Annotated in this window: 19 protein-coding genes; 12 read left to right on the top strand and 7 right to left on the bottom strand. The window is 62.7% G+C overall.

The window, feature by feature from the left end; genetic code table 11:
- The first annotated feature begins 95 nt into the window (after nt 1–95).
- Complete coding sequence (locus tag NTD82_RS17530) at nt 96–821, top strand: dienelactone hydrolase family protein (RefSeq protein WP_095157102.1); 726 nt, start codon at nt 96–98, stop codon at nt 819–821.
- A gap of 44 nt (nt 822–865) precedes the next feature.
- Here the strand turns inward: NTD82_RS17530 and NTD82_RS17525 are convergent, their stop codons facing one another.
- Nucleotides 866–1726, bottom strand: coding sequence for a pirin family protein (locus NTD82_RS17525; protein ID WP_262129601.1), 861 nt, complete (start codon nt 1724–1726; stop codon nt 866–868).
- A 106-nt stretch (nt 1727–1832) separates the two neighbouring features.
- Here NTD82_RS17525 and NTD82_RS17520 point away from each other — a divergent pair, with 106 nt between their 5' ends.
- The 3 genes from NTD82_RS17520 (at nt 1833) to NTD82_RS17510 (ending at nt 5134) form a co-directional block, all read left to right on the top strand.
- Nucleotides 1833–2837 carry an amidohydrolase family protein gene (locus tag NTD82_RS17520; RefSeq protein WP_262129600.1) on the top strand — a complete coding sequence of 335 codons (1005 nt, stop codon included), beginning with the start codon at nt 1833–1835 and terminating at the stop codon, nt 2835–2837.
- Between the two features lie 69 nt (nt 2838–2906).
- A complete protein-coding gene (locus tag NTD82_RS17515) occupies nt 2907–3371 on the top strand; it encodes a DUF3859 domain-containing protein (protein WP_095157105.1) in 465 nt (154 codons plus the stop codon).
- Nucleotides 3372–3508: 137 nt separating this feature from the next.
- Nucleotides 3509–5134 carry a methyl-accepting chemotaxis protein gene (locus NTD82_RS17510; protein WP_095157106.1) on the top strand — a complete coding sequence of 542 codons (1626 nt, stop codon included), beginning with the start codon at nt 3509–3511 and terminating at the stop codon, nt 5132–5134.
- Nucleotides 5135–5224: 90 nt separating this feature from the next.
- On the opposite strand, the gene fabB is transcribed toward NTD82_RS17510, so the two are convergent.
- The 5 genes from fabB to NTD82_RS17485 form a co-directional block, all read right to left on the bottom strand.
- Nucleotides 5225–6445, bottom strand: coding sequence for a beta-ketoacyl-ACP synthase I (gene fabB / locus NTD82_RS17505; protein WP_095157107.1), 1221 nt, complete (start codon nt 6443–6445; stop codon nt 5225–5227).
- Between the two features lie 11 nt (nt 6446–6456).
- Complete coding sequence (gene fabA / locus NTD82_RS17500; protein ID WP_095157108.1) at nt 6457–6972, bottom strand: 3-hydroxyacyl-[acyl-carrier-protein] dehydratase FabA; 516 nt, start codon at nt 6970–6972, stop codon at nt 6457–6459.
- Nucleotides 6973–7176: 204 nt separating this feature from the next.
- The gene (locus NTD82_RS17495) at nt 7177–9102 is read right to left on the bottom strand and encodes a response regulator (RefSeq protein ID WP_262129599.1); all 1926 of its coding nucleotides are present in this window, start codon (nt 9100–9102) and stop codon (nt 7177–7179) included.
- Complete coding sequence (locus NTD82_RS17490; protein WP_095157110.1) at nt 9099–9992, bottom strand: ABC transporter substrate-binding protein; 894 nt, start codon at nt 9990–9992, stop codon at nt 9099–9101. Before NTD82_RS17490 ends, NTD82_RS17495 begins: the two co-directional genes overlap by 4 nt.
- On the bottom strand, nt 9992–12136 hold the full coding sequence (locus NTD82_RS17485; protein WP_410017063.1) for a TonB-dependent receptor plug domain-containing protein: 2145 nt from the start codon (nt 12134–12136) through the stop codon (nt 9992–9994). The genes NTD82_RS17490 and NTD82_RS17485 overlap by 1 nt, the downstream gene beginning before the upstream one ends.
- A 99-nt stretch (nt 12137–12235) precedes the next feature.
- Between NTD82_RS17485 and NTD82_RS17480 the strand changes: the two genes are divergently transcribed.
- The 8 genes from NTD82_RS17480 (at nt 12236) to NTD82_RS17450 (ending at nt 22936) form a co-directional block, all read left to right on the top strand.
- Entirely contained in the window at nt 12236–13261 is a 1026-nt protein-coding gene (locus NTD82_RS17480; protein ID WP_095157112.1) for an NAD(P)H-dependent glycerol-3-phosphate dehydrogenase, read from the top strand.
- An 18-nt stretch (nt 13262–13279) separates the two neighbouring features.
- Nucleotides 13280–13627 (top strand): DUF4389 domain-containing protein, encoded by a 348-nt coding sequence (locus tag NTD82_RS17475; protein ID WP_095157113.1) that lies wholly within the window; start codon nt 13280–13282, stop codon nt 13625–13627.
- Nucleotides 13624–14079 (top strand): phosphohistidine phosphatase SixA, encoded by a 456-nt coding sequence (sixA, locus tag NTD82_RS17470; RefSeq protein WP_262129597.1) that lies wholly within the window; start codon nt 13624–13626, stop codon nt 14077–14079. Before NTD82_RS17475 ends, sixA begins: the two co-directional genes overlap by 4 nt.
- Nucleotides 14080–14389: 310 nt before the next feature.
- Nucleotides 14390–16351, top strand: coding sequence for a hypothetical protein (locus NTD82_RS17465; RefSeq protein ID WP_262129596.1), 1962 nt, complete (start codon nt 14390–14392; stop codon nt 16349–16351).
- Between the two features lie 192 nt (nt 16352–16543).
- A complete protein-coding gene (locus tag NTD82_RS29155) occupies nt 16544–17998 on the top strand; it encodes a pertactin-like passenger domain-containing protein (protein WP_315974962.1) in 1455 nt (484 codons plus the stop codon).
- The gene (locus tag NTD82_RS29150; RefSeq protein WP_315974961.1) at nt 17998–18780 is read left to right on the top strand and encodes an autotransporter outer membrane beta-barrel domain-containing protein; all 783 of its coding nucleotides are present in this window, start codon (nt 17998–18000) and stop codon (nt 18778–18780) included. Before NTD82_RS29155 ends, NTD82_RS29150 begins: the two co-directional genes overlap by 1 nt.
- Before the next feature lie 168 nt (nt 18781–18948).
- The gene (locus tag NTD82_RS17455) at nt 18949–20409 is read left to right on the top strand and encodes a hypothetical protein (RefSeq protein ID WP_262129594.1); all 1461 of its coding nucleotides are present in this window, start codon (nt 18949–18951) and stop codon (nt 20407–20409) included.
- 10 nt (nt 20410–20419) lie between these two features.
- The gene (locus tag NTD82_RS17450) at nt 20420–22936 is read left to right on the top strand and encodes a hypothetical protein (protein WP_262129593.1); all 2517 of its coding nucleotides are present in this window, start codon (nt 20420–20422) and stop codon (nt 22934–22936) included.
- 61 nt (nt 22937–22997) lie between these two features.
- Here the strand turns inward: NTD82_RS17450 and NTD82_RS17445 are convergent.
- Nucleotides 22998–26400, bottom strand: a 3403-nt coding sequence (locus tag NTD82_RS17445; RefSeq protein WP_315974960.1) for an RHS repeat-associated core domain-containing protein, incomplete at its 5' end; no start/stop codon positions are given.

Genomic DNA, 26400 nt, shown 5'->3' with positions numbered 1-26400 from the left:
CTGTAGGAGCGAGCTTGCTCGCGAAGGGCCCCAATCGCTTTAACTGACAGGCGCTACGCTTCGGCGGGCTTTTTTCATGGTGCAAGGAGGATTGAATGAGCAAGGTGACAATCGAGTCGCTGGTTTACCACATCGCCGGCAAAGCCTATGAAAGCCGTCTGGTCTACACCCATGGCGCGTTGCAGCAGCCCGGGTTGGTGATGGCGCCGAACTGGATGGGTATCAGCGAAGGCGCCGAGCGCATCGCCAAGGCGGTGGCGGAGCAAGGTTATGTGGTGTTGATCGCCGACCTTTACGGTCAGTCGGTGCGCCCACAGAACGCTGATGAGGCGGGGGCGGCGATGATGCCGCTGAAAAGCGACCGTGCCGAGTTGCGCAAACGTATGCAGGGCGCCCTGGCTCAACTGCTTGGGCAGTCGAAGGCGGTGCTGACGCCCGGCAAGCTGGCGGCGTTCGGTTTCTGTTTCGGCGGTTGCTGCGCGCTGGAACTGGCCCGTGACGGCGCGCCACTGAGTGCTGCCGTGTCGTTCCACGGCACACTGGACACGCCGAACGCCGAGGATGCCCGCAACATCAAAGGCTCGGTGCTGGTGTTGCACGGTGCGTCGGATCCGCTGGTGCCACGCGAGCAGTTGCCGGCGTTCGAAGCGGAAATGAATGCTGCCGGTGTAGATTGGCAGTTGCTCAGCTACGGCGGCGCGGTGCATTCGTTCACTGACCCGGCAGCCAATGTGCCGGGCAAGATGAAATACGACGCGCGCACGTCAAAGCGGGCGTTCCAGGCGATGCACAACCTGCTGGACGAAGTGTTCAAGGCCTGACCTTATCGCTGCGGTTCGGCGTCCTGAACCGCAGCGATGCAGACTCAAGGCAGCTCGATTCTGCCAGTCTCCCCCTCGACCACCGGCCAATCCCCGGCCGCCCACCTTTCCCGGGCCTTATCGATCAGCGCCGGCTCACTCGCCACGAAATTCCAGTTCATCCGCCTTGGCCCATCCAGCGGCGCGCCGCCGAATACCACCAGATGGCTTTCGCTTTCGGCGTACAGGCTGGCTTCCTCTCCCTCCGGCAAGACCACCAGCGTGGTGGGCTCCAGCAGTTCATCGTTCAGTCGCACGTCCCCGGCCAGCACATACACTGCCCGCTGCTGATGCTCGGTGGGCACGCACAGGGTCGTCGCCGCCTGCATCCACACCTCGGCGTAAAGGGTGGGGGAAAGCACCGGCACCGGTGACTCAAGGCAGAAGCCGTTGCCCGCGATCATGCGGATCTTCACGCCCAGTGCTTCATTCACCGGCAGGCTGTCGGCCGTGTGATGGCTGTAGTGGCCAGCGCCTTGTTCCGCGGACTTCGGCGACGCCAGCCAGACTTGCAGCCCATGCATCCGCGAACCCGTTTCCAGCAACTCGGCCGGGGTGCGTTCGACGTGGGCGATGGCGGCGCCAGCGGTCATCCAGCTCACCTCGCCGGGCCTGACCCGCTGATACGAACCGAGGCTGTCCTTGTGCAGCAGTTCGCCTTCGAACAGGTAAGTCAGGGTCGACAGGCCGATATGCGGGTGTTGGCGGATATCCATGCCATGGCCCGGGGCGTAGGCGGTTTGCAGCATGTGATCGAAGAACACGAAGGGCCCGACGCTACGGCATTTTGCCGACGGCAGCGGGCGCAGGATGGGCTGGCCTTCCACCGACTCAGCGCGGGGACGGATTACCAGGGGCGAGGTCATGCGGGTCTCCAGGCCGAAACGGATGGGCCTAGCATAGCCCGACCGCCGAACCCCGGGGAGAGGCCTGCTGTCTACCCTGTCCGAAGAATGGCAAAGGAGCGTGGGAATGCTCGCAAGACACCTGAGTGGATTCGTGCTGGCCGGGCTGCTGATCGCGGGGGCCGAAGCGCGCGAGTACCACTACAGTGATGCCCACCTGCATTACGTCGATTTCTTTCAGGAAAGCGAGGGCATGCCGGCACTGCTGGAGGCGATGGACAAGGCGCGGATCGACCAGGCGATGATCAGCGGCATTCCGGTGGCCAAGAAATGGCACGAGGACGAGCCCAAGCGTCCGCGCTATTACGCGGGCGATGACGCCGATGCCTATTGGTACAGCGCCACGGATATCTACGTGGCGGCGGCGTTGCTGAAACTCAGTCCGGAGCAGCGCAAGCGTTTTCACCCGTTCCTGTCCGGCTTCAACCCGGTGGACAAGAATGCCGTGGCCCATATCGAGCGCATGCTGGAGCTGCACCCCGGCCTCTGGCAGGGCATCGGCGAGGTGTTCACCCGGCACGACGACCTCACCGCGCTGACCAGCGGCGACACGCCACGGGCCAACAACGAGGCGATGACGCGGATCTACCACCTGGCCGCCGAGCAGGACATGCCGGTGCTGCTCCACTCCAACATCACCTCCAAGCGCGAGCGCAACCCGTTGTACCTGGCGGAGATCGAGGAACCGCTGCGCAATCATCCGCACACGCGCTTCATCTGGGCCCATGCCGGCAGCAGCCTGGAGATCCATCGTCACCAGACGCGGATGGATTTTCTCCTGCCGACCCTGGAACGCCTGCTGGAGACCTATCCCAACCTTTACATCGATCTGTCCTGGAGCGTCCTGCAACCGTATCTGCTGGATGAGCAGGGCACGCCTGACCGCCAGTGGCTGGCGCTGGTGGAGCGCTTTCCCGAGCGCTTCATGCTTGGCTCGGATGTGGTCGGACGTTTCGGCAGCCAGGGTGAGCAATTGCACGGCTTTGACCCGTTTCTCGACGCGCTGCCTGAAGCTATCGCGCGCAAAGTCGCCCGGGACAACTTCCTTGCCGTGTTGCCGAAACCGCGTTGAGCGGGATTGTCATCAGCCTGTCATGCCCGAGTCATAGTCTGCCGCGATCCACTACAGAGGAAGCGCAGTATGTTGACTAGCCGTTTGAGCGCCCTGGTCGGGCTGATGTGCATCGCAGGCGTTGCCAGTGCCGAGGTGCGGGTGCAGGGACCGGTTGAATATGGCGTGTTCGAAACCAAGCTGCAAAACGCCCAGCCGGGCGAGCGGGTGCTGACCATGAACAGCCAGACCATCCAGTCGACAGATGAGGTTCCGGCCAAATTGGGCAGCAAATTTGGCATCCGCTACCGGCTGGAAGGCAAAACCGCAGAGGACACTCCGCTGACACTGCTGTACCTGACCCCCGGTATCGTCACCCCCGATGGCAAGCGCCACGACAAGTTCGAAGTGGTGCAGAAACTGGTGCCTGGCGCGGCGATGGACGTGATGGCCTATGAGTTTACCGAGCACCATGAGGCGGTTCCGGGCACCTGGCATTTCATGGTTTTCCAGGGCGATCGCTTGCTCGCGGAGAAGCAATTTACCGTCCGCTGAATTCCGTGCGGTGCTGCTCCGGCAATCACAAGGCGTTTTGATATCACCAATTCTTCTTACGCAAAAGTTCAACGGTCCGATACCGTCTAAGCATGTCGGCTGCAGACCTGAGCAGCGCTTGCGGAAGGAACCGTTCGATGAGTCTGAGAAGCTTGAACATAGCGCCCCGGGCTGGATTGGGATTCGGCCTGTTGGCGCTGTTGGTGGTTGCCTTGGGGACATTCGCCTTGTCGCAGATGGCGAACATGCGCGAGCAGTCCGACCAGGTGGAAAGTAACTGGTTGCCCAGCGTGATCAACGTCGGGCAGATGTCCCAGGACATGCTGCGGGTGCGCGCCTTGACCTTGCGACTGTTGGTCAATCGCGACCCGGCGGCGCAGCAGCAGAACATTTCCCGCATCGAAACCCTCAAAGAGAATCTGGTCAAGGCGCAAAAGACCTACGACGCGCTGATCGTGCTACCGGAGGAGCGCACGCTGTTCGACCGCTACCTTGACCAGCAGAAACAATACTTCGTCTTGCAGGCGCAGGTGATGAGCGAAGCGACCCAGGGACGGGTCGACGCGGCGGTGGAACTGGTCAATGGTGAGATGAACCAGTTGGCCGACCAACTGACCGCGACCCTCAATGAACTGATCGACCTCAATAACCACCACGCCAACCTTGCCACCGACAAGGCGCAGACGGTGTACGTCGGCGCGCGTTTCTGGGTGATTGTCCTGTTGGTGGGCGCGCTGGTACTGACCGTGGTACTGGCTCTGGTATTGACCCGCAGCATCGTTCATCCGCTGGCGCAATCGCTGCACGTGGCCGAGGTGGTTGCCACCGGCGACCTGACCCCGCAGATCACCATCAAGGGCAAGGATGAACCGGCGCGCTTGCTGGTGGCGCTCAAGACCATGCAGCAGAGCCTGCGCGACACCATCGGACGGATCTCCGACTCGTCGAACCAACTGGCCTCGGCCTCCGAGGAACTCAGCGCGGTGACCGAGGACGCAACCCGGGGCCTTCAGCAGCAGACCCAGGAAATCGAGCAGGCGGCCACCGCGGTCAACCAGATGACCACCGCAGTGGAGGAGGTGGCCAGCAACGCCGTGGCGACCTCGGAGGCTTCGCAGGAGTCTGATCGCATCGCCCGTCAGGGACGTGAACAGGTGCGCCTGACCGTGGTGTCCATCGAGGAATTGGCGGCGGGCGTCAGCACCAATGCCGATGAAGTCGGGCAGCTGGCGGAGCGGGTGCAGGGTATTTCCAAGGTGCTGGACGTGATCGGCTCGATTGCCGAGCAAACCAACCTGCTGGCGCTGAATGCCGCCATCGAGGCGGCGCGGGCTGGCGATGCCGGGCGCGGTTTCGCGGTGGTGGCCGACGAAGTGCGGGCGCTGGCCCATCGCACCCAGCAATCGACCCGGGAAATCGAGCAGATGATCGGCGGCATCCAGCAGGGCACCGACCGCGCGGTGGATGGCATGCAACAGACTCGCGAGCGGGCGCGGCACACGCTGGATGGGGCTCATGCCGCGGGAGAGGCGCTGGAGGAAATTGCCCTGGCGATCAGCCGGATCAACGAGCGTAACCTGGTGATCGCCAGCGCCTCCGAGCAGCAGGCCGCGGTGGCGCGGGAAGTGGATCGCAACCTGACCAATATCCGCGACCTGGCGTTGCAGAGTTCAGCGGGGGCCAGCCAGACGGTGGAGGCGAGCCAGGCGCTGTCGCAGTTGGCGGTGGAACTGAATGCATTGGTGGGGCGGTTTTCGGTTTAGGGAGGGCTGATCGCAACCCCAAAATCCGGTCCTTAAAATGAAAAACGCCCCGAACCAGTCGGGGCGTTTTTCATGCAAGAGCCTCAGCCCTTACTTGCCTTCCCAGCGCTTGAGCACGAGGGTGGCGTTGGTGCCGCCGAAACCGAAGCTGTTGCTCATCACGGTGTCGATCTTGGCGTTTTCGCGGGTTTCGCGCAGGACCGGCAGGTCGGCGACTTCCGGGTCCAGCTCGTCGATGTTGGCGGAGCCGGCAATGAACTTGCCTTCCATCATCAGCAGGCAGTAGATCGCTTCGTGAACGCCTGCGGCGCCCAGGGAGTGACCCGACAGGCTCTTGGTGGAGCTGATGGCCGGAGCCTTGTCGCCGAACACGTGACGCACACCTTTCATTTCCGCGACGTCGCCGACCGGGGTCGAGGTGCCGTGGGTGTTCAGGTAGTCGATCGGGGTGTCGACGGTGGACAGCGCCTGTTCCATGCAGCGGATCGCGCCTTCGCCGCTCGGGGCGACCATGTCGTAGCCATCGGAAGTGGCGCCGTAGCCGACGATTTCCGCGTAGATCTTGGCGCCGCGGGCCAGAGCGTGTTCCAGCTCTTCCACGACGACCATGCCGCCGCCGCCAGCGATGACGAAGCCGTCACGGTCGGCGTCGTAGGCGCGGGAGGCCAGTTCAGGGGTTTCGTTGCGTTTGGTGGACAGGGCGCCCATGGCGTCGAACAGGAACGACTGGCTCCAATGCTCTTCTTCACCGCCGCCGGCGAAGACGATGTCTTGTTTGCCCCACTGGATCTGCTCCATGGCGGTGCCGATGCAGTGTGCGGACGTCGCGCAGGCCGAGGAGATCGAGTAGTTGATGCCCTTGATCTTGAACGGAGTGGCCAGGCACGCCGAAACGGTGCTGCCCATGGTGCGGGTGACGCGGTATGGGCCGACGCGCTTGACGCCTTTCTCGCGCAGGGTGTCCAGCGCTTCCATCTGGTTCAGGGTCGAGGCGCCGCCGGAGCCGGCAACCAGGCCGGTACGCGGGTTGGAAACCTGCTCTTCGGTCAGGCCGGAGTCCTTGATCGCGTCCTGCATCGCCAGGTAGGCGTAGGCAGCGGCGTGACCAACGAAGCGGTAGACCTTGCGGTCGATCAGTTCTTCGAGGTTCAGGTCGATGGAGCCGGAAACCTGGCTGCGCAGCCCCATTTCCTTGTATTCCGGGTTGAAACGGATGCCCGGACGGCTTTTACGCAGGTTTTCGGAGACGGTCTCTTTGTCATTGCCCAGGCAAGAAACGATGCCCAGACCTGTGATTACGACGCGGCGCATGCGAATAACCCTTAGAAATTTTCAGTGGAAGTGAATACACCGACGCGAAGGCCTTCGGCGGTGTAGATCTCGCGACCGTCAACGCTGACCGAACCATCGGCGATGGCCATGTTCAGCTTGCCCTTCAGGACGCGCTTGATATGGATGTTGTAGGTAACCTTCTTCGCCGTCGGCAGGACCTGGCCGAAGAACTTCACTTCGCCCGAGCCCAGCGCACGGCCGCGGCCCGGCAGACCTTGCCAGCCGAGGAAGAAGCCGACCAGTTGCCACATGGCGTCGAGGCCCAGGCAGCCCGGCATTACCGGATCGCCTTCGAAGTGGCAGGCGAAGAACCACAGGTCCGGAGTGATATCCAGCTCGGCGACCAACTCACCTTTGCCGTACTTGCCACCCTCTTCGCTGATGTGGGTAATGCGATCCACCATCAGCATGTTGGGGGCGGGCAGTTGCGCGTTACCTGGGCCGAACAGCTCACCGCGACTGCAGCGCAGCAGGTCTTCCCGAGTAAAGGCGTTTTGTTTGGTCATGCGAGCTCCTCAATAGTCCCCGTGCGGCAAGGGGCGAATCTTCCCGACCGACCCAGACCTTTCGGCCTTGGGCGGTAGCCTACCCATAGACTATTGCGTTGTAGTGAAAGTCACAGCACAAGGGACGAAGATGTACACTTGTGCACTGAAATTTTTCCGACAGACCTTTCTTAGGCCACTTCCGGCCTCTAAGACTGCCGCAATTTAGCATTTATCGCCAGTCACGACTGCCTGACCGGGCAGCCAACGCTGCAGAATCTGCTGTAGATCATTACGTTTGAACGGCTTTGTCAGGTAGTCGTTCATTCCCGCCTCCAGGCAGCGTTCCCGATCACCCTGCAAGGCATTGGCCGTCAGGGCGATGATCGGCAGGTCACGACCCTGCGGCATCTGGCGGATTCGCCGGGTAGCTTCGTAGCCGTCGACGATCGGCAGCCGGCAATCCATCAGCACCGCGGCGAACGGCTGCCGTGCCACCAGGCTGATGGCCTGGGCCCCATCCCCCGCAATACAGACCTCGAAGCCCAGGCTGCGGAGCATGGCCTGAATCACGGTCTGGTTCACCGGATTGTCTTCCACCAACAGTATCGGCTGCTCCTCGGCGGTGTCCGGCGTGGTGTTGTTCGCGATGGCCAGCAGCGCCGGGCGTGCCTGCAGGGTCAGCGGCATTTCCAGGGTGAAGGTCGAGCCCACGCCCACACGGCTTTCGGCGCGCAGGCTGCCGCCCATGCGTTCGGCCAGGTTACGGGCGATGGACAGGCCCAGTCCGGTGCCGCCGTAGCGACGGGAAATCGAGCTGTCGGCTTGTTGGAAGGCGACGAACATGGTTTCCAGGCGCGAATTGTCGATGCCGATGCCGGTGTCGCGCACGGCGCAGGTGAACCAGATCAGTTGCCGGTCGAGGATCTGCCAGCGCGGAATGACCTGCACGCGGCCCGCTTCGGTGAACTTGAGGGCGTTGCCGATCAGGTTGACCAGCACCTGGCGGATACGGGTCGGGTCGCCGCTCACCTGGAGCGGTTCCATGCTCTCCGGCATTTCCAGCTCCAGCGTCAGGTTACGCTGCTGGGCGGTGTGCAGGAACGACTGCACGCTGTTGCCGATCAGTTCGGCGAGGTTGAAGTCGATGTGCTCCAGCTCCAGCGCAGTGCGTTCGATGCGGGAGAAGTCGAGGATGTCGTTGATGACCTTGAGCAAGTGCCCGGTGGACTCGCTGGCGACGCTGGTGTAGTCGGCCTGTTCGTCGCTCAATTCGGTGGTTTGCAGCAGTTGCAGCATGCCCAGCACGCCGTTCATCGGGGTGCGCAGTTCGTGGCTCATCATCGCCAGGAATTCCGACTTGGCCTTGTTCGCCTGCTCGGCTTCTTCGCGCGCCTGGGTCATCTGCGCCATGGCTTGTTCCTGCTCGCGGGAGGCTTGGGCCAGACCGCTGGCGAGGTTGTTGATGTGCCGGGCCAGGTGCCCCAGTTCGCTGTCGTCGACCTCTGGCAGCGGGGTGTTGAAGTCGCCTTTCTGGATCGCCTTGACCGCATGCCCCATGTCGCGGATCGGCTCCGACAGGCTGCGCGCCAGGCGCCGGGCCAGAAGGAAGGTAAAGAGCAGGGCGAACAGGGCGAGGATCCCGGCCTTGATCACGATCTCCTGCTGGCGCTGGCTGAAGGCGTCATTGGACATGCCGACGATCACCCGGCCCAGATAATCGTCCGCGATGATGCTCGGCGGTTCTTCACCTTCTTGCAGGAAGTCGGCGTCGAGGTTGATCCGTTGCAGGCGGATCGGTGCCTGGAACACTTCGACCTGCTGGGCGCGGTTGACGTGCTCATCGGGCTGCTCGACGTACACCAGGATGTGATTGGCGTTGTCCTGCACTTCGAGGAAGCGCACATGGGGAATAGTCAGGGTGGCGCGCATCAGGCTTTCCAGCACTTCGTCGTTGCCGGCGATCACGCCGTATTCCGAGGCCGGTGCCAACTGGTTGGCGATCAACTGACCGGTGTGGTTCAACTCCTGACGCAGGTCCTGGATACGCACAAAGGTGAAAAAACTGATCAGCAGCAGCGTCAGCACCAGAGCCGGGCCGAGGCTGATGATCTGGGTGCGGGTGCTGATGTCCCAACTCACGGCTTTCATCGGGTGGATTCTCCTGCGGCGACGGCCTGGCTGGCGGCATCAGGGTCGATTGCCTCGACGCCCAGGGCCCGGGCGACCTGCTGGTTGCCGTAAACGCTGAAATATTCCGGGTAATGCGTGCGCGGCCATTGGTCTGCGGGCTTGTCGAGCAGGTGGTCGAGCACCGCGAGCCAATCGTTCTGGTCGCTGTAAGTACTGGCCAGGGCGCCGGCGCGGACGAAGCCGGCGTTGGGACCGATCAGCGCCATCTGCCGGGCGTAGCTGCTGAGCAGCAGGTTTTTCGCGGTCTTCGGGTTGTAGAGCTGCGGGTCGTCCAGGCCGAGCAGGACATCGGTGTCTTTCAGCAGGACTTGCAAGGGCCGGTTGTCCTTCAGGTCGGGCCAGTACTGTGCGTCGATTTCGAGGCCCAATGGCCGGGCCGCGCGGCGCAGTTCGTCGAGCAGAAAATGGCTGTGGTCGCTGTAGAGCACGCCCACCCGCCGCGCTTGCGGCAGCAGGTAGCGGATCAATTGCAACTGGCGAGGTAGCGGCGGGTCGCTCCACAACAGGCTGAGGTACGGCGGGCGCAGATTGCCCAGGCGTTGATCGGCCTGGACCCGGCTGATGCGCAAGACCAGCGCCGGCGGGCCGGCCGGCTCGCGCAGGCGCCAGTCCAGCGCCGGCGGATCAAGGAGGACAAGCCGGATGCCGGGCTTTAACTGGCCGGGGGCGGGCAGTTGCGTGACCGGGACAAAACGCACGGTGTCCGCCGGACGTCGCGCGGCCAGCGCTTCGACGAAGTCGCGCACGCTGTCGTTGTCTTGAGCGCCGGTGAGAAGAATTTCGCCGGCAGAGAGCGATGTCAGGGGCCATAACAGGACCAGGAGCAGGCAGCGCCGCAACAGGCGCATCAGAACTCCAGCTCCGCGCTGAAATACAGCAGGTGCCGGCTGTCGTAGCGGTTGTCGGCCTTGGTGGTGGGCTCATCGTCAAGGCGCTGCTGCACGGTGCCGGCCAGCTCCAGGCTGGCGTGGGACAGGACGAAACGCTTGGCCACGCGCAGGTCGACCCGCTCGAAACGGTATTGGTTCAGTGCATCGTCCCCGTAATAGAAGAGGGCGCTCGACCAGCCCCGTCCCCAATCATGCATCCAGCCGGCCGAACCGCTGTTGCTGGCGGTCAGGCGCTGGTCGTCGGGGTTGCTGGCCTCGGCGTCGACGTAAGCGTAGGTCAGGCGCAAGCGGTCGACGGCGCTCAGGCGCCAGTCCAGTTGGGTTTCGCTGCCGGTGAAGCGGGCGTTGTTGCTGTTGCTGGCGATGTATTGGTTGTTGCGCAGCGGTTCGCTGATCATCCCGCTGATTTCGTCATGGAACAGCTTGAAGTCGACGCTCAGGTCCAGCGCGGCGAAATAGCCGTTGTAGCCCAGCTCCCGCGAGCGCATGCGTTCCTGGTCGAGGTTGCCGGGGCCGCGGGTCTTGACGAAGTACTCGCCGGTGCCCTGGCCGAGGGCGAGGGGGTTGAGGTTGGTGACCCGGTAGCTCCAGTTGACGTTGTTCTCGAACATGTCCGCCGAGCGCACGGCCTCGGAGTACACCGCGCGCAGGCCGTGCCGCGGAGTGATCAGGTAGTTGACCGCCACGCGCGGGGTCAGTGAGTCGCCCGCCAGTCGCGAGGACTCGTACATCGCGCCGCCCTGGACGATCCAGTGTTCGTCGGCGCGCCATTCAAGCTGGCCGAACAGGCGCCAGGTCTGGTCGTCCAGGCTGCCATTGAAGTAGGTCTGCGAGTCGGCGCGGTCGTAGCGGTAATTGACGCCGCTGAGCAGGCGCAGGTTGTCGGTGAGGCTGAGGGTGTCCTGGAGTTCAAGGTCGTAGCGGGTCTCGCGGGTGCTCTGGTCGATGTTGCCGCAGACCGGCTGTTTGCCGCCGTTTTCCCACTGTTGCTTGACGATGCCGGCCAGGCGTTGCTCTTCGCCGGTGCCTTTCGGAATCGGGGCGGTGATGTTGCGCGCCAGTTGCTCGGTGTAGTTGGGGTTCAACTGCCAGAGCTGGGTGAGTTCCTGGCTGAAGGAAATCGCCGCATCGCAGGCGCGCCAGACCTGCTGGCGGTCCCAGTGCTGGGCCGAGCCCTGCACGTAAAGACTGTGTTGCGGGCTGAAATCGATGTTCCAGCGCAGCGAGCCGGCGTAGTCCTTGGCATTGACGTCGGAATTGTCGCCGTTGTCGGTGATGCCATAGAACACCGGCTTGTAGGTGTACGGCCGCTGGTCGCTGCCTTCCTTGGCCGAAAGCTGCCAGTCCAGGCTCTGGCTCGCGTCCAGGGTGTGGCTGGCGCTGATGTTGAAGCGGGTCAGGCGGCGGCTATCGCGGTAGTCCGCGCCGAACAGGTTCTGGTCGAAGCCGTCATCCTGCATGCCGGAGAGCGAGAGGCGCAGGTCGCCGCCGTCCCAGCCCACGCCCTGGCTGGCGTAGAAATCGTCGATGCCGCGTTGGCCGCGGGTGATCTTGAGGCGCGTGCCATGGCTGTCGGCCGGGCTGCGGGTGAGGATGTTGACCACCGCCATCAGCGCGTTGGCGCCGTAGCTGACGGTGTTGGGGCCACGGAACACCTCGATGCGCTCGATGTCTTCCATAGCCAGCGGAATGTCGCTCCAGTCCACGGTCGACAGGCCCGCGCGGTACACCGAGCGGCCATCGATCAGCACTTGCATGCGCCGGGCGTCGTTGACGTTGCTGCCGTGGTAATTGACTGTCGGCTGGTTGCCGGCGCCGTAGCCGATCATCATCCCCGGCACTAGGCGCAGCAGTTCGGGGATATCGCGGGCGCCGCTGGCCTTGATCAGTTCGCTGTCGAGCACGGTCATGCTGCCGGGCACCGCGGCCGGGGATTGCTTGAGGCGGGTGGCGGTCAGCACCTGCGGCATTGCCTGGCTGTCGACGAACAGGTCGTCGGCCACGGCGGGGCCGCCGAGCAGGGCGGCCAGCAGCAGATAAGGGTGCGAAGGGCGAGGGCCAGAGGACACAAGGCGGCCTTGATCGAAAAGACAAGCGGGCATGTTAACCGACCGCCCGGCATTTTCCAGTGATCTGGCGCTGGTCGCGGCGCTCCGTATAATGCTGGCTTCGCCACTTTTTATGGTTTTAACGGATTGGATATGACTGAACAGCAGCCTGTTGCGGTTCTGGGAGGCGGAAGTTTCGGCACCGCCGTGGCGAACCTGCTGGCCGAAAACGGTGTTGGGGTCCGGCAATGGATGCGCGACCCCGAACAGGCCGAGGCCATGCGCACCACCCGGGAAAACCCGCGTTACCTCAAGGGCATCAAGATCCATCCGGCGGTGGAACCGGTCAGCGACCTGCTCGCCACCCTGCAGGGCAGCGAACTGATCTTCGTCGCGCTGCCGTCCAGCGCCCTGCGCAGCGTGCTGGCGCCGCATGCCGAACTGCTCGGCGGCAAGATGCTGGTCAGCCTGACCAAGGGCATCGAAGCGCAGACCTTCAAGCTGATGAGCCAGATCCTCGAAGAGATCGCGCCCAAGGCGCGCATCGGCGTGCTGTCCGGGCCGAACCTGGCGCGGGAAGTGGCCGAGCACGCGCTGACCGCCACCGTCGTCGCCAGTGAAGACGAAGCGCTGTGCCAGCGCGTCCAGGCCGTGCTGCACGGGCGCACGTTTCGCGTCTATGCCAGCGCCGACCGCTTCGGGGTCGAGCTGGGCGGCGCGCTGAAGAACGTCTACGCGATCATCGCCGGCATGGCGGTCGCCCTCGGCATGGGCGAGAACACCAAGAGCATGCTGATTACCCGGGCCCTGGCGGAAATGACCCGGTTCGCCGTCAGCCAGGGTGCCAACCCGATGACCTTCCTCGGCCTGGCCGGCGTCGGCGACCTGATCGTCACCTGTTCCTCGCCCAAGAGCCGCAACTACCAGGTCGGCTACGCTCTCGGCCAGGGCTTGAGCCTGGACGAGGCGGTCAACCGCCTGGGCGAGGTGGCCGAAGGCGTCAACACCCTCAAGGTGCTCAAGGCCAAGGCCCAGCAGGCGCAGATCTACATGCCGCTGGTGGCCGGGTTGCACGCGATCCTGTTCGAAGGGCGGACCCTCGCCCAGGTAATCGAATTGCTGATGCGCGGCGAGCCGAAGACCGACGTCGATTTCATTTCCACCAGCGGTTTCAATTGAGCGAGACAGGAGCACGACATGAGTGAGTCACCCAAACAGGCGCAACGTGAGTCGATCGTTTTGCGCGTTCTCTGGATGCTGCTGTTCCTGCTGGTCTGGCAGGTCGCCCAGACCCTGCTCGGCGTGCTGGTGCTGTTGCAGTTGATCTACCGCCTGGTCTACGGCGCGCCGAACGCCAGCCTGATGAACTTCGGCGACAGCCTGAGCCAGTTCCTCGCCCAGATTGGCCGCTTCGGCAGCTTCCATACCGAGCAGAAACCCTGGCCGTTCGCCGACTGGCCGACCCCGCGTCCGGCCGAAGGCGAAGCGCCGCACAGCGTGCCCCCGGCGGCCCATCCGGTGCGTGACGAAGAGCCGAAGCTGTGAAGGTCTGGGTATTGCGCCACGGCGAAGCCGAGCCGCACGCCCGCAGCGACGACCAGCGCAACCTGACCGCCCACGGTCGCCAGCAGGTGTTGCGCAGCGCCGCGCACCTGCTGGGCCAGCCGCTCGACGCGATCCTGGTCAGTCCTTATGTCCGCGCCCAACAGACCGCGGGGCTGGTGCATGAAGCGCTGGGGTTCGCCAAACCGCTGGTCACCGTGCCCTGGCTCACCCCTGAAAGCGACCCGGCGCGGGTCATCGACGGGCTCGACGCGCTCGGTCTCGAGCACGTTTTGCTGGTCAGTCATCAACCCTTGGTGGGGCAGTTGATTGGCCTGCTGACCAAGGGCTCCCGCCAGGAGAGCGTTCCGATGAGTACCGCGAGCCTGGCGGAGCTGGAAGCTGACTTTCCGCTGGCCGGGCTGATGAACCTGCGCAGCCTGCGTCACGCCTGATCCACCTTTCCCGACCTGCCAAGCCCACGGCGCCTTTTTCAGGCGCTGTGGGCTGGCGTGCGCCTGACACCTGTGTCAGCAGCCGCTTTCATGGGTAAGCGCTGGCTTGCCACGTCCCCGCCCAGGCCTTTTTTCCCTCTGCCTACCTAGCATTTTTGTCAGTTTCGGCAAATCCGCAGTTGGCGTTTACTGCTGCTCAAGAGTTGGAGTCGGTAACCGCGGTGCCGGTGCCGGCTCATGGCGAGAGACGCGCACTGCTGTGCGGTGGTTTGCCCGCCGCTGCCTATGGAACGGTTTAAGGAGAGAAATCATGAGCACTATGAAGATACTGTCGGCTGCTGAGCAGGCCCGGTGGGACTACCGTCAATCGTTGCGCAATGAACCACTGGAAGAACTGCTAGCGCCCAATGTCCTTGCCATGATCGAGGGTGATCCGGACGGACTGCTCAACGCGCCGATGATTGCAACGTCGATGATTGTTGAGATGCAGAACTGGCGAGAGTCGGCCGAACCTTTTGGCGACACCGTCTACCTGTACTGGACGCGCGAGAACGAGTCTGAGCAGAGGCTGATCGGGATGTTGTCAGTAGCGTCGGATGCGACCTTTCCTGTGCAGGTGTCCGTTGACCGGGATGATTATCTTCAGGGCCGGTTGCTGATGAGTTACATGGTGGAGTCCAATCTCAGCGGCAACCAAAAGATCTCTCAGTCACGACTCATTACCGTCGACACCATTGCCCCCTGCGAGCCCAATGAGCCGCTGCCCTTACAGTTGGCCACCAAGATCATCACTGACAACTACCTCGAGGAAAACGGCGGTCAACTGATCGCTACGGTTCCGGAGTATCCCGATCGTGAGCCAGGCGACAGGTTGTTCTTCTATTGGGTGAGCGACGTGCCGGATGATCCGACGATGATCACGCCCACGCTCGGTCCGCTGGATCTGGACGCGTCGATGGAATTCGCCATTACCCGTGACATTCTCGAACACGCTGGGAATGGCCAATGCCTGGGCATCTATGTGTTGCTGGACAAGGCAGGCAACCGCAGCCACCTTTCCGTGTATATCGAGGCGACTGTCGCGTTGGGACCTCTGCCGGAAAACCTCCTGCCGCCAGAGGTGCCACTGGCCAACGACGGGCGTATCGACCGGCTGGACGCACTTGAAGTCGTGGTCGAAATCCCTGTTTTCGAGAACTGGAGCAATGGCGACATGGTGCTCGTGAATTGGGGGGGCACGGCGCTTGAACCCTACCCGACCGGACCCGCGCCCCAGTTCCCGCTGCGCATTTCTGTGCCTTGGGCAGTGCTGAAGGCCAACTATGATTTCCTGGACGCTGGCGACGGCGATCAACCTCTCACGGTGAGCTATCAGGTAGCGCGTGGGGAGGCGTTGAAGTTCCCTGAAACGCCACTGAGCAAGGACATCATCGTCAACTTGAAAGTCGTCGGGCCGGTGAACCCTGACGAACCTGAAACAGTGAACCCGACACTTGCCGAGTTGCGAGTCGTGGGGGAATCCGGCATTGATAACCAACTCAACACCAGTGACCACGGCAAGGATGCAACCGCCTTCATTACGTTGTATGAGGAGGCCAAGGAAGGCGATTACATCTGGGTTTATTGGAAGGGGCAGCGTGTACCGAACTATCATGTCGTCACGGCAGAAGATGTTCCAGGTACAGAAGTTTCGGTTGTTGTTCCCTGGAGCATTATCGAGGCCTCCGGCAACGATCCATTGTTGCCCGTGCATTACATCATTACTGATATTGCCGAGGTGAACTTCCAGCAATCACCGTCGACGTCGGTCATTGTGAAGGTCCTGACGATCACTTTCGAAGCACCTGAGTTTCCACATATCTGGACCAATCCCGTTGGGGGGAACCGGGCAATGAATTGCAGTTCGGTTCGCAAAGAGGAGGGGGTCCGTGGTTTCTATGTGTATGTCAAACCTGACGGCAGATACCTGAGAGCGGGTGTAGAAGTCACCATGCATTGGCGAGTTACCGAGTGGCCTGATGGCGGGACAGTGGCGGGCACGGAGTTCTCGGAAGTCATCACCCTCACTCCGCAACAGGAAGTGAACGGTATTACCTGGTTTGTTCATCCTTACGAAACCTACATTTTCCCAGCGTACAGCGGGACCGAATCCGGCGTCGGAGACACGCATGTGCAATACAGCCTGGAAGCTGGCGGTGAGGTGGTCTGGTCCGAGTACGCGAAAGAGCTCATTGGCTTGTCGTTTCCTGGCGGGGGTACTTGCCCGGCGTAGTAAGCGGCGCCAGTAGAGCACCCTTGATGTGAATGCGGCGCGAATCATCGATTCGTGCCGTTTTTATATGGCAAGAAACTGGAGATGCCGATGAATAATACTATGCTGTGTGTAGATTTTTCCTACATATATTCGGGGTGTGCGTCATTAGTATCTCAGACCTTTCCGGGTTTGGCGCTGGTGTGATTAGCGGTGCGCCTGACGGTTGGATTTAATCTGCCAAAGGATATATTCATGAAAAGTTACTCGCCGCTGCTTCGTTCTCGAGTGCCCTATGCCCGCAAATTCATTCTCCTCGCGCCACTCTTGCTGATAAGTGAGCAAGCGCTGGCACTTTTAATTGATGGGGAAACAAAAACCTTCAATGACATTTTCTTGAATGATCGCGTTGAACTGCGTAACGAGTCGGTTCTGACATTCAATGGTGGCGGCTCTGCGGCGATTACCGCGCGATCTGGTTCAACGGTGAATCTGAATGGCGCAACTATCCAGTCGAATACGCCTGAAGCCGCACTTTCACTACAGAACAGTTCTGCCGTGATCAACGGTGGTTCGCTCACATCCACTGGCGGTATCGGGCTTGCCGTTGCACGTACGGCGGGTAGCCCCGACAGCGGTTCCACCGCCATCGTGAACAACGCGAGCATTACTGGCGTGGTTGGCGCAACGGTGTCAGCCAACAGCCTGCTGGAGTTGAGTGGCAGTGAACTCACCGGCACGCAGACACATGGGCTGAGGCTGCTCAATGGCGTTGCCATAGCGGGAAATGGCACGGTCATCCGAGGCGCGACCAACGGCGTGTTCATTTTTGATGAAGCCACTGCCGGCACCAGCACATTGACCCTGGATAACAGCACGGTCATTGGCGAAGGCGGTTCCGCCATTCTGGTGGACAGCGCCTTTGCTGACAGCGAGGCAATCGTCAACGTCAACAACGGCGCAAACCTGCAAGGCAGCAATGGCGTGTTGTTCGAGGTCATCGGTGACAGTACCGGCACCCTGAATGTCTCCAACAGTGTGCTCGAAGGCGACATCGTCGCGGAGGCGGGCAGTACCGCCAATGTTTCGCTGGCCAACCGCGCCGTGCTCACTGGCCGCCTGGAAAACGTCGAGTCGCTGGCGGTCAACAGCCAGGCCCAATGGGTCATGGTCGAGGATTCCTCGGTACAGAACCTCAGCATGGGCAGCGGTGGCAGCATCAAGTTCGGCGACCCCGGCGACTTCTTCACCCTGTCGGTGGAGAACCTCTCGGGCAGCGGTATTTTCGAAATGGAGGCTGACTTTTCCCAGGGCCTGTCCGACAAGCTTGAGGTGACCGGCGTCGCCGACGGCAATCATGAAATCCTGGTCCACAGCAGCGGCGCCGACCCGCTCTCCGACTCCCGCCTGTTGTTGGTGGAAATCGCCGGTGGCAATGCGCAGTTCGCCCTGTTGGGCGGCGAAGTGGACCTGGGCACCTGGTCTTACGGCCTGGCCCAGGACGGCAACAAATGGTACCTCGATGCCAGCACTCGCAAGATCAGCCCCGGTGCCCGCACCGCGCTGGCGATTTTCGAAGCGGGCCCCACCGTGTTGTATGGCGAACTGAGCACCTTGCGCAGCCGCATGGGCGAGATCCGCATGAACGACAGCAAGGCCGGCGGCTGATGCGCAGCTATGGCAACAAGTTCAACGTGTCTGCCCAGGGCAGCAGCTACAGCCAGGTGCAGCAGGGCATTGCGTTCGGTGTCGATGCGCCGCTGCCCTATGGCGACGGCCAGTGGCTGATCGGCCTGCTCGGCGGCTACAGCACCTCCGACCTGGACATGGGGCGCGGCACCTCCGGCAAGATCGACAGTTACTACGCTGGCGTGTACAGCACGTGGCTGCAACCGGAGTCCGGCTACTACATCGATGGCGTGCTGAAATTCAACCGGTTCCAGAACCAGGCCGATGTGCACTTGAGCGACGGGGCCAAGGCCAAGGGGGATTTCGACAATGGCGCGGTCACTGCCTCGCTGGAAGCCGGTCGGCATATCAAGCTGAACGACGGCTGGTTCGTCGAGCCCTATGGCCAGTTGATCGGCGCGGTCATCCAGGGACAGAGCTACGACCTGGACAACGGCATGCAGGTCGATGGCGACCGCAGCCGTTCGCTGCTGGGCAAGGTCGGTGTGACGGTCGGCCGTGACATGCTCATGAGCAACCAGATGCGGGTTCAGCCTTATGTCCGTGCGGCGCTGGCCCATGAGTTCATCAACAACAACGAAGCCGAGGTCAACGACAACCGTTTCGACAACGATCTGTCGGGCTCGCGTGGCGAACTGGGCGCGGGGGTCGCGTTGTCGCTGACCGATCGCATCGCGGTGCACGCGGACTTCGACTACAGCAACGGCGACAAGATCGAGCAGCCTTGGGGGGCCAATTTCGGCGTCCGCTACACCTGGTGACACACCATGAAGGCCGGAACCCGGTGCCCTTGGCGGCATCGAGTTCCGGCCTTTTTTGGCTTTGCACAATCGCCATTGCCCTGCCAGCCACCTGATATTTTTGTCAGTTTCGGGGGTGAGCCTGCCCATTGTTCAATGGGTGCTCCAGTATCCGGCGAGTGAGCTGCCATGACTGATTTCAACCCTTCCCCGAATTCCACCACCGAACCCGCGGATGACGCCCGCGAATTGTCCCTTCCGATTGTGGACGCGGTCCTGCCGCCGATCGACGGTGGACAAGAAAACCTCTTGCCGATCACTGCACTGACGGCGCCCCTGAACGTCAAATTTCCCCTCTGGCCGAATTCGGACCCCAGCCCTCAGCAACCGGAAACCCTCGTGTTGCTGTGGAATGGCGCCGTGGTGCAAAGCAAGACCTGGACGGCGCCGATCGCCTCGGGCGATCTGTTTATCGAGTTGCCCAAGGAACATTTGCGAGAGGGCATCCATCGCCTGGGCTACCGGGTGGAGAACTGGCTGGGCAACCCCGAGGAATCCGCCCTTCTGACCCTCACCATCGACACCACTCCCCCGGTCGGCCTTCAAACTCCCGCCAAGCTGGTGTTTCCCATGGATGTCATTTTCGGCGGAATCACCAATCGCTACCTGGAGGCCAACGACAACAAAGTCGAGGCCACCGTGCCCCGTACCTCCTACGAGTACATGCCGGGTGACCGTCTCAAAGGGTTCTGGGAGGAGTTTCCGTATGGCCAGAACCAGGTCATCGATGTCGAGCTGACCCCGGACCTGACAGTGTCCTTCGATGGCGAGATGATCGAGCGCGAGGGCAACGGCGACCGGGCAATCACCTACCTGTTGCAGGACCGTGCCGGCAACGTGTCCAGGCTGTCCGATTTCGAAAAACTGAATGTGAACATCCTTCCCCCTGAGCCACGCCCCTTGCCAACGGTGGTGGAGGCCAAACCCGGTCACCCGGGCGAAGGCGTTCTCGACCCGAAAAACACCACCAGCGGCGTCACCGCCCGGGTCCCTGCGCAGCAGGACGATATCAGCGGCGCCGCCTTGACCCTGCACTGGAGCGGGTTTGGCGCGCACGGCTCGTTCCAGACCAGCACGGCAAGCTCGCCGGACGGTCTGGACTTCAAGATTCCCGCGAGCGCCATTCCCGCCAACATGGGGCGTCAGGTCGAGGTCTATTACAGCGTGAAATGGCCGACCGGCGAACCGGAAGTCTCGGCGACCTATCTCCTGACCGTGCAGAAGCTGGCGACCACCACCATGATGTTGCTCAGTTGCCAGCAGGCGGGGAGCGGCAGCCTCAGTCTCGCCAGCACGCCGCAGGGCGCCAACCTGTCGATGGCCCCCTGGCCTTACAAACCGCTGACCGATGGCATGCGCATCAACCTCTGGGTCACCGGGCTGGACAAGCAGAACCAGGCGATACGTTTCGACCTCTTGAAAGGTCAGGTCGTGCCCAAGAACGCTTCTCCGGTTACCGCGGTATTGTCCAGGGCCGACCTGCTGAAGCTGCAGGTGAACAAGGTGTTCGCCACGCGGGTCGCGGTCAGTTTCGATGACGGCGAGAGCTATCTGGATTTCCGCCCGCTGGATCTCAATCTGGTGAACTAGGAGGCCCAAGATGAGCACGATGGCTGAATTGTTGTCCGTGATGAAGGGCAAGTCGCTGACCCTCGGCTGGGATGCGATCGTGGTGTATAGCCGTGACAAGGCCAATGCGCTGTTGCTGGAACAGACGATCGAGCGCCTTCAATCGGCCAGCGGCTACATTCAGCCCATCAACGGCGAGCTGGCGCTGGAGGATATCGCCGGCACCCGCTTGCACCTGTTCGGGTTGCAGCTCTCGGCGCCTGCGCTGTCGTTCGACGCGGCGCAACGACGCAGCCAAGGCGCGACGTTGCGCTTCCCTATCGAGGGCGGAATGGTGGTGACCACCGTCGCCCCCGCTGGCGGTTTCGAGCGGGTGGTCAGGCTGGAGCAACAACTGCCGCTGGCGCAGGCAACCCTGAGCATGCACCTCGATGTGGGTCGTACCAGCGGCGGCACCGGCGCCGGCAGCGTGTTCATCGAGTTGCATGAAGGCACGCAGATCACCAGTTCGTTCGGGGACGACGACGCCACGCGCAAGGCCGTGGCGGCGTTCTTCGAGAAGATCTTCCGGGCGCTCGACAGCACTCGCCGGCGCTTCGAACTGGGCAGCATCGGCAAAGTGGAGGTGCCCGAGCTGACCCCGGAAACATTCGATATGCGGGTGGTAACCCGCAACGCCGATGCGCGCCCCGGATCGCCGGATCACGGCGACGGCGCCATCGAGTTGTACATCCGTTTCAAGGGCGGGTCGGCGGGGGACGACCCGGCCCCGTCCTTTCCGTTTCTGCTGCCTGACGGCTTCAGCGGCAGCCTGCTGCTATCCAGCCGCGTGCTGTTCGACAAGGTGCTCAGGCCACAACTGCTGAAGGATATTGGCTACGGCATCGGTTTCGCCGACTACCCCGGCGGCAAGGACAACGCCTGGGTGCTCAAGGCCAATACCGGTGAGTTCGCCGCGCCGTTCGATTACCACTACACGGTGCGCAATGGCGATTTCGACGCGGTGTTTTCCAGCGACATGAAAACCACCTTCGGCCCTGAGGGCAGCCAGTTGCCATTGACTGTGCAGGGCGATGGCGAACGCTTGCGGGTGAGCTGGAAGAGAACCACCTCCGCACCCTTCGAGCGGGTCATCCACTGGAGCTGGCCGTCCGGTGAAGAGTGGGATCATGGCGACCTGAATTTCAGCTACGACTTCAGCCTCGGCTTCTCCGTGGCGCTGGAGAGCAATGGCGTGGTCGCGTTTCATCGGTACGGCGGAACCCACTTCACCCTGAGCATGAACGGGCATGAATGGCTGCCCGATCTGGGCGGTGGGGAATTGTCGAGTATCAACGAGGTCGCCAGGCAGCACTTCATGCCGGTGGTGGTCAAGATGTTCGAGGGCGTGCAACCGCCGGCCATCGACACGTTCGTGGCGCGCAACCTGCTGTTTCCCGGGCGCAATGCCCTGATTCCGAGCCAGGTGCATTTGCCTGGCGACCTGTTCCTGGCCGGACAGGTCGATCATGCCTTCGCCGTGCAGCCTGCCCAGGCGATGCTCGCGGCGGGGGGCAGCCTGGTCTTCAGCACCCAACCGGCTCAGTCCGGCGTGAGTTGGAGCCTGGCTGGCGTGCGCGGCCAGCAGGGTGGGCTGGGCAGCATCGACAGCAGCGGACGCTATCAGGCGCCCGCGGCCAACACCCTGATCCAGGGTTTCATCACGGTGGTAGTCACTGCCAGCAAGGGCTTGGGTTCAGTCAAGATCACGGCCTCGACGGTGGTCAGCGTGGTGCGCGAAAGCGTGGCGGTCAGCCCGCTGTTCCAGGTGTGCGACGCCGCCTCATCGCGGGTCTTTTCCGCGTCCAGCATCGGCGCCGGTACGCTGCGGGCCTCCCTCGACAACCCGGGCAACGGCGGCAGCCTGACGGCGGACGGCCACAATCAGTGGCGCTACACCGCCGCGCCCAGGGATTACCGTGAATACTTCGTGCTCGACGCCATCACCCTTACCGACAGCGCCAGTGGTGCCAGCAAGAAGACCTTCGTCCTGGTGCTTCACGACATGCTCGCCTTGCGCATTCAGCTCGATGAATCATCGCCGGGGCAGGGCGGGCAGTTGCGGGCGTTCGTCGCTACCACCGAGGTGCCTGCCGCCCAGGTGGAGTGGAAGGTGATCGGCGATGGCCGGGTCGATGCCGCCGGGCGTTACTATCCGCCGGCCAACGGCATTGCCGGGTTTGATTTGATCACCGGCTTGACCGGCAAGAACGACTTCATTCCGCCGAGCGGCTACTTGGTGATCCCGCGCACAGAGGCATTTTCAAAGGGGCTCCAGGCGAGACGCGATGCCTTTGGCACTATCCACGTCAGTTGGGACGCGATGCCCGGTGCGGTGGAATACGAGGTGGAGGGGTTCGAACGCAAGACCACCACCACCGCGCTGAAATGCACCTGGTTGCTCGCGGTGGCAGGGATTGCGTCAATTTCGCTGAAAGGGCGGTATGCGGATGGGCGTTGGTCGGAGGCGATCGTGATTCGGTTCTTCAATATGCCGGGGGCGAACTGAAAGCGAACCGCTTCAGGGAAGCAGGACTCCCGACAGCGATCTGTCGGGAGTCTGTTCAACTCTATTCATACGGAATCTTGGTGAGGTCATACACGGGGGCGTTCGAAAATTTTCCTTGTTGGATGTCCGGGTTCGCGCGTGCGGCGCTGACGGTTTTGTTGTTACGAATGCCATTGAGCACTAACTGGAGCTCGGTCCTTGGCCCGTTTTGGGCGGACTTGGGACCAGGCGTCTTTTTCAGTTTCACGTTTTTGATGTCTTCGAGGGAAGGGCGGGTCGCGGTCGTTGGTGGGGCAGGCTGTGCTTTTGGGGTTGGCTTGGGTGGTACGGGTGGAGGGGTCTGAGTAGCAGCGTTCTGCACGAATGGTTTTTGGGGTAGAGCACTTTGAGTTGAATTGTAAGCTTGGGGATTTCGCCAAGGACCCGCTGGACTATCCAGATCATCGACTGTAGAAGCCCTGTTGCTTTTCCACCCATTGAGCTTCAACGAACCCAACCCCAGCGCCATCGACGCGATCCCCAACCCGAAGCTTATCTGGCCCAATACCTTCTTCGTCTGCCTGTCACTGACCAGTGATTGCGCCGCGCCTGTGCCCAACGCTCCCGCGCCGGCGGCAATGGCGGTCAAGGCGATGCCGCCCTTTGCGGCCGCCGCGAGGCCGCCGCTCACCATCAGCGCATACGCGGGGGTGAGGGCGCCGAACGACAGCACCGTCAGGCCCGCGCCGAGTATGCCCAGGCCAAGACCTACCCAGCCCGCGCGTTCCCAAAAATGCCCGGTCGGATCCCGGAAATTCACCGGATCACCCCCGCAGTACATGTACGGGTTGATGCCGCCGGCGCCGAACGGGCTCAGCGAATCAGGGCTGTGAAAGCACCTCAGTTCCGGGTTGTAGGCCCGGTAGCCCTTGCCCAACAGATACCAGCCGGACTGGCTGTCGCGCACTTCGCCGTTGAAACCCAGCAGGGTTTTCATGCCGTCGTTGCCGCGCTCGCCATAAGCGCCGTAGGCGGTTTCACGCAGCGCCTGTTGCTGGCTTTCGCCGCGCACGCTGCGGTTGGCGTCGGTCAGCAGCAGCAGGGTTTCGGCGGGTGCATTCATCTGTTGCTGGCCCAGCGGCCGGTCGCCGTCGTACAGATAACTGACGCGGGTGCTGCCTTGCACCGTGCTGGCCAACTGCTCGCCCTGGTAGAAACGCAGGGTCTGCGCCTCCTCGCCGTGGGCGACCCCGGTCAATTGGTTGTGCCCGTCGTAGCGGTACTGGCTGAGGTTCTGCCCGGTTTCGCTGGTGACCCGCAGCAGGCGGCCCTGGCTGTCGTAGTGCAGGCCGTTGCCGTTTTCGTCGGCGAGCAGGTGGCCGTCGGCGTCGTAGCTCAGGTCCTGGCTGTCCGGGTAGTCGGCGTGGGTGTGGCTGATACGCACCAGTTGGCACGGGTCGTCGTCGGCGAAGCTGCGCGCCGACTCATCGCTGCTGCCGTCGGCGAAGCGGGTGCTGACGTGCAGCAAGTTGTCCAGCCCGTCGTAGTCGAAGGTCTGTGAGGCGATGGCATTGCCGTAGCGATCCGTCGGCAGGGTCTGGCCCGAGCAGTCGTGCCTGATCAGCCGCCCGCGCACGTCGTAGTCGAACACTTCTTTCAGCGAGGTGCCGGCGCTTTGCTGGTGCCGGCTCTGCAGGCGGTTGTCGAGGCGCCAGGCCTGGGTGAGGGTTTGTGGTGGCTGGCCGCTCAGCGCGAGGACGCGTTCGATTTCCCGGCCATGGTCGTCGAAGGCCAGCGAGGTAACCAGCTCGGTCCCGGTGTCGAGGTCGCGGGTGGTGGTGCGCCACGCCCGGCCCAGGCTGTCGTAAGCGAAACTGGCTTGCAGGCGACCCTGAGTGACGCTCTCGACGCGGCCATGGACGTCGTACTCGTACGCGGTTTCCAGGCCGTTGACGTCCGTGTGGCGGATCAGGCGACCGGCCAGCGAATACGTCGACAGGGCTTCCCAGGTCGTGCCGTCGACGATCCAGCGTTCGTGGCTGAGGTAACTGGCGCTGTCGTAGGCGAACTCACGGCGGCCCTGATTGTTCTCGGTCACGGTCAACTGCGCGTTGGACCGGTCGTAGGTATAGCTGGCCTGTTCGTCCGGGGCGATCAGGCCGACCGGCAGGCGGGTGAGGTTGGGGGTGTATTCATAGCGGATGGACTGGCCGCCGGCCGTAATTCGTTCATCGGGCTGCAATCGGCCGCCCTGGTAACGGTACTGCTGGCTGCGCGGACCGACATCGAGGTGGGTCAGGCGCTCAAGGCCATCGAATTGCTGTTCACCCAGGCGCAGGGTGGCGCGGTTGCCACTGCCCGGCGTTACATCGAGGCTGACCGCCAGTTCGGCGCTGCTGTGCCCGGCGTACGCCCGGACGATCTGTGTCTCGTCCGGCAGCACGGTCAGGCTGACGCGGTCCCACGGGTCGTAGCGGTAGAAGGTGCTCTTGCCGAGCACGCTGATCTCTTGTCGGCAATGGCCGAGGCCGTCGTAGCGTTGTTCGGCGGTGCTGACCACCTTGTCGTCGCTGTCGAGCACTTCGCTTTTCAGCGGTTTTTCGAACAGGTTGTAGGTCACCCGGTCAAGGTTGCCGCGTTTGCCGTCGGTGCCTTGCTGCCAGGTGTGGCGGGTCATGGTGATCGGGTCGTAGCGGTTGTGGGCGATGATTCCGTCCGGCCCGGTGACGCTGTCCTGTTCGCTCCAGTCGTCGTAGGTGTAACGGCTGGTCAGGGCTACGGTCTCGGCGCCCAGCCAGTCGAATTCGGTGCTCTCGCTCAGTTGCCCGAAGGCGTCATAGCTGGCGCTGTACGTCTCGCGCAGCGGCTTGCTCACCGGGTTGCCGTCGACATCCTGGCGCAGTTCACTCACCACCCGTTGCAGCCCGTCCAGCAGGCTGCGGGTCAGCACGCCCTTGACGTCGATGGTGGTCTGGGTCGGTTGCCCGGTGACCTGATTGACCAGCAGGTACTGGTACTGGCGCCGTGCCTCGACATTGCTGCCCGGCGCGACTTTTTCTTCGATCACCCGCCCCAGCGCGTCATAGGCGTAGGCGATCTCCACGTCGTTGTCGTCACGCTCCAGCAGCGCGCGGCCGTTGAACAGCGAGTGTTCCAGGATGATGACCTTGCTCACCGCGTCGAAGTTGGTCTTCAAGGTTTCCATGGTGCGCAGCACCGGCTGGGCGACGTACTGGCCGGTGGCTTTGAGGTAGGCGTAGTCGGTGGTGGTGGTCTTGCCGTTGAGGGTCACCGCCGTCTGCGATTTCCGGCCATGCAACAGCTTGTCGCTCGGCGCGTTGAGGTAGGTGTGCCGGGTCTTTTGCAGTTCGGCATTGCCGCCGTTGACGTGGACCAGGGTTTCCTGTTCCAGCGCCAGCCACGGCCAGGCGCTGCCGCTCAGGCCCGGCTGGCTGAGGTAGCGGTGCTGAGTGCGCAGCACCGGT

It is taken from the genome of Pseudomonas sp. 5P_5.1_Bac1, assembly GCF_025466015.1.
GTDB lineage: Bacteria > Pseudomonadota > Gammaproteobacteria > Pseudomonadales > Pseudomonadaceae > Aquipseudomonas.
Note: the sequence above shows the minus strand (reverse complement) of the source record. Positions and strands in the feature narration are given on the sequence as shown.

Bases quoted from the DNA above. Each gene is read 5' to 3' on its own strand.
- NTD82_RS17530 (WP_095157102.1), top strand. From the start codon at position 96: ATGAGCAAGGTGACAATCGAGTCGCTGGTTTACCACATCGCCGGCAAA.
- NTD82_RS17525 (WP_262129601.1), bottom strand. From the start codon at position 1,726: ATGACCTCGCCCCTGGTAATCCGTCCCCGCGCTGAGTCGGTGGAAGGC.
- NTD82_RS17520 (WP_262129600.1), top strand. From the start codon at position 1,833: ATGCTCGCAAGACACCTGAGTGGATTCGTGCTGGCCGGGCTGCTGATC.
- NTD82_RS17515 (WP_095157105.1), top strand. From the start codon at position 2,907: ATGTTGACTAGCCGTTTGAGCGCCCTGGTCGGGCTGATGTGCATCGCA.
- NTD82_RS17510 (WP_095157106.1), top strand. From the start codon at position 3,509: ATGAGTCTGAGAAGCTTGAACATAGCGCCCCGGGCTGGATTGGGATTC.
- fabB (WP_095157107.1), bottom strand. From the start codon at position 6,445: ATGCGCCGCGTCGTAATCACAGGTCTGGGCATCGTTTCTTGCCTGGGC.
- fabA (WP_095157108.1), bottom strand. From the start codon at position 6,972: ATGACCAAACAAAACGCCTTTACTCGGGAAGACCTGCTGCGCTGCAGT.
- NTD82_RS17495 (WP_262129599.1), bottom strand. From the start codon at position 9,102: ATGAAAGCCGTGAGTTGGGACATCAGCACCCGCACCCAGATCATCAGC.
- NTD82_RS17490 (WP_095157110.1), bottom strand. From the start codon at position 9,992: ATGCGCCTGTTGCGGCGCTGCCTGCTCCTGGTCCTGTTATGGCCCCTG.
- NTD82_RS17485 (WP_410017063.1), bottom strand. From the start codon at position 12,136: ATGCCCGCTTGTCTTTTCGATCAAGGCCGCCTTGTGTCCTCTGGCCCT.
- NTD82_RS17480 (WP_095157112.1), top strand. From the start codon at position 12,236: ATGACTGAACAGCAGCCTGTTGCGGTTCTGGGAGGCGGAAGTTTCGGC.
- NTD82_RS17475 (WP_095157113.1), top strand. From the start codon at position 13,280: ATGAGTGAGTCACCCAAACAGGCGCAACGTGAGTCGATCGTTTTGCGC.
- NTD82_RS17465 (WP_262129596.1), top strand. From the start codon at position 14,390: ATGAGCACTATGAAGATACTGTCGGCTGCTGAGCAGGCCCGGTGGGAC.
- NTD82_RS29150 (WP_315974961.1), top strand. From the start codon at position 17,998: ATGCGCAGCTATGGCAACAAGTTCAACGTGTCTGCCCAGGGCAGCAGC.
- NTD82_RS17455 (WP_262129594.1), top strand. From the start codon at position 18,949: ATGACTGATTTCAACCCTTCCCCGAATTCCACCACCGAACCCGCGGAT.
- NTD82_RS17450 (WP_262129593.1), top strand. From the start codon at position 20,420: ATGAGCACGATGGCTGAATTGTTGTCCGTGATGAAGGGCAAGTCGCTG.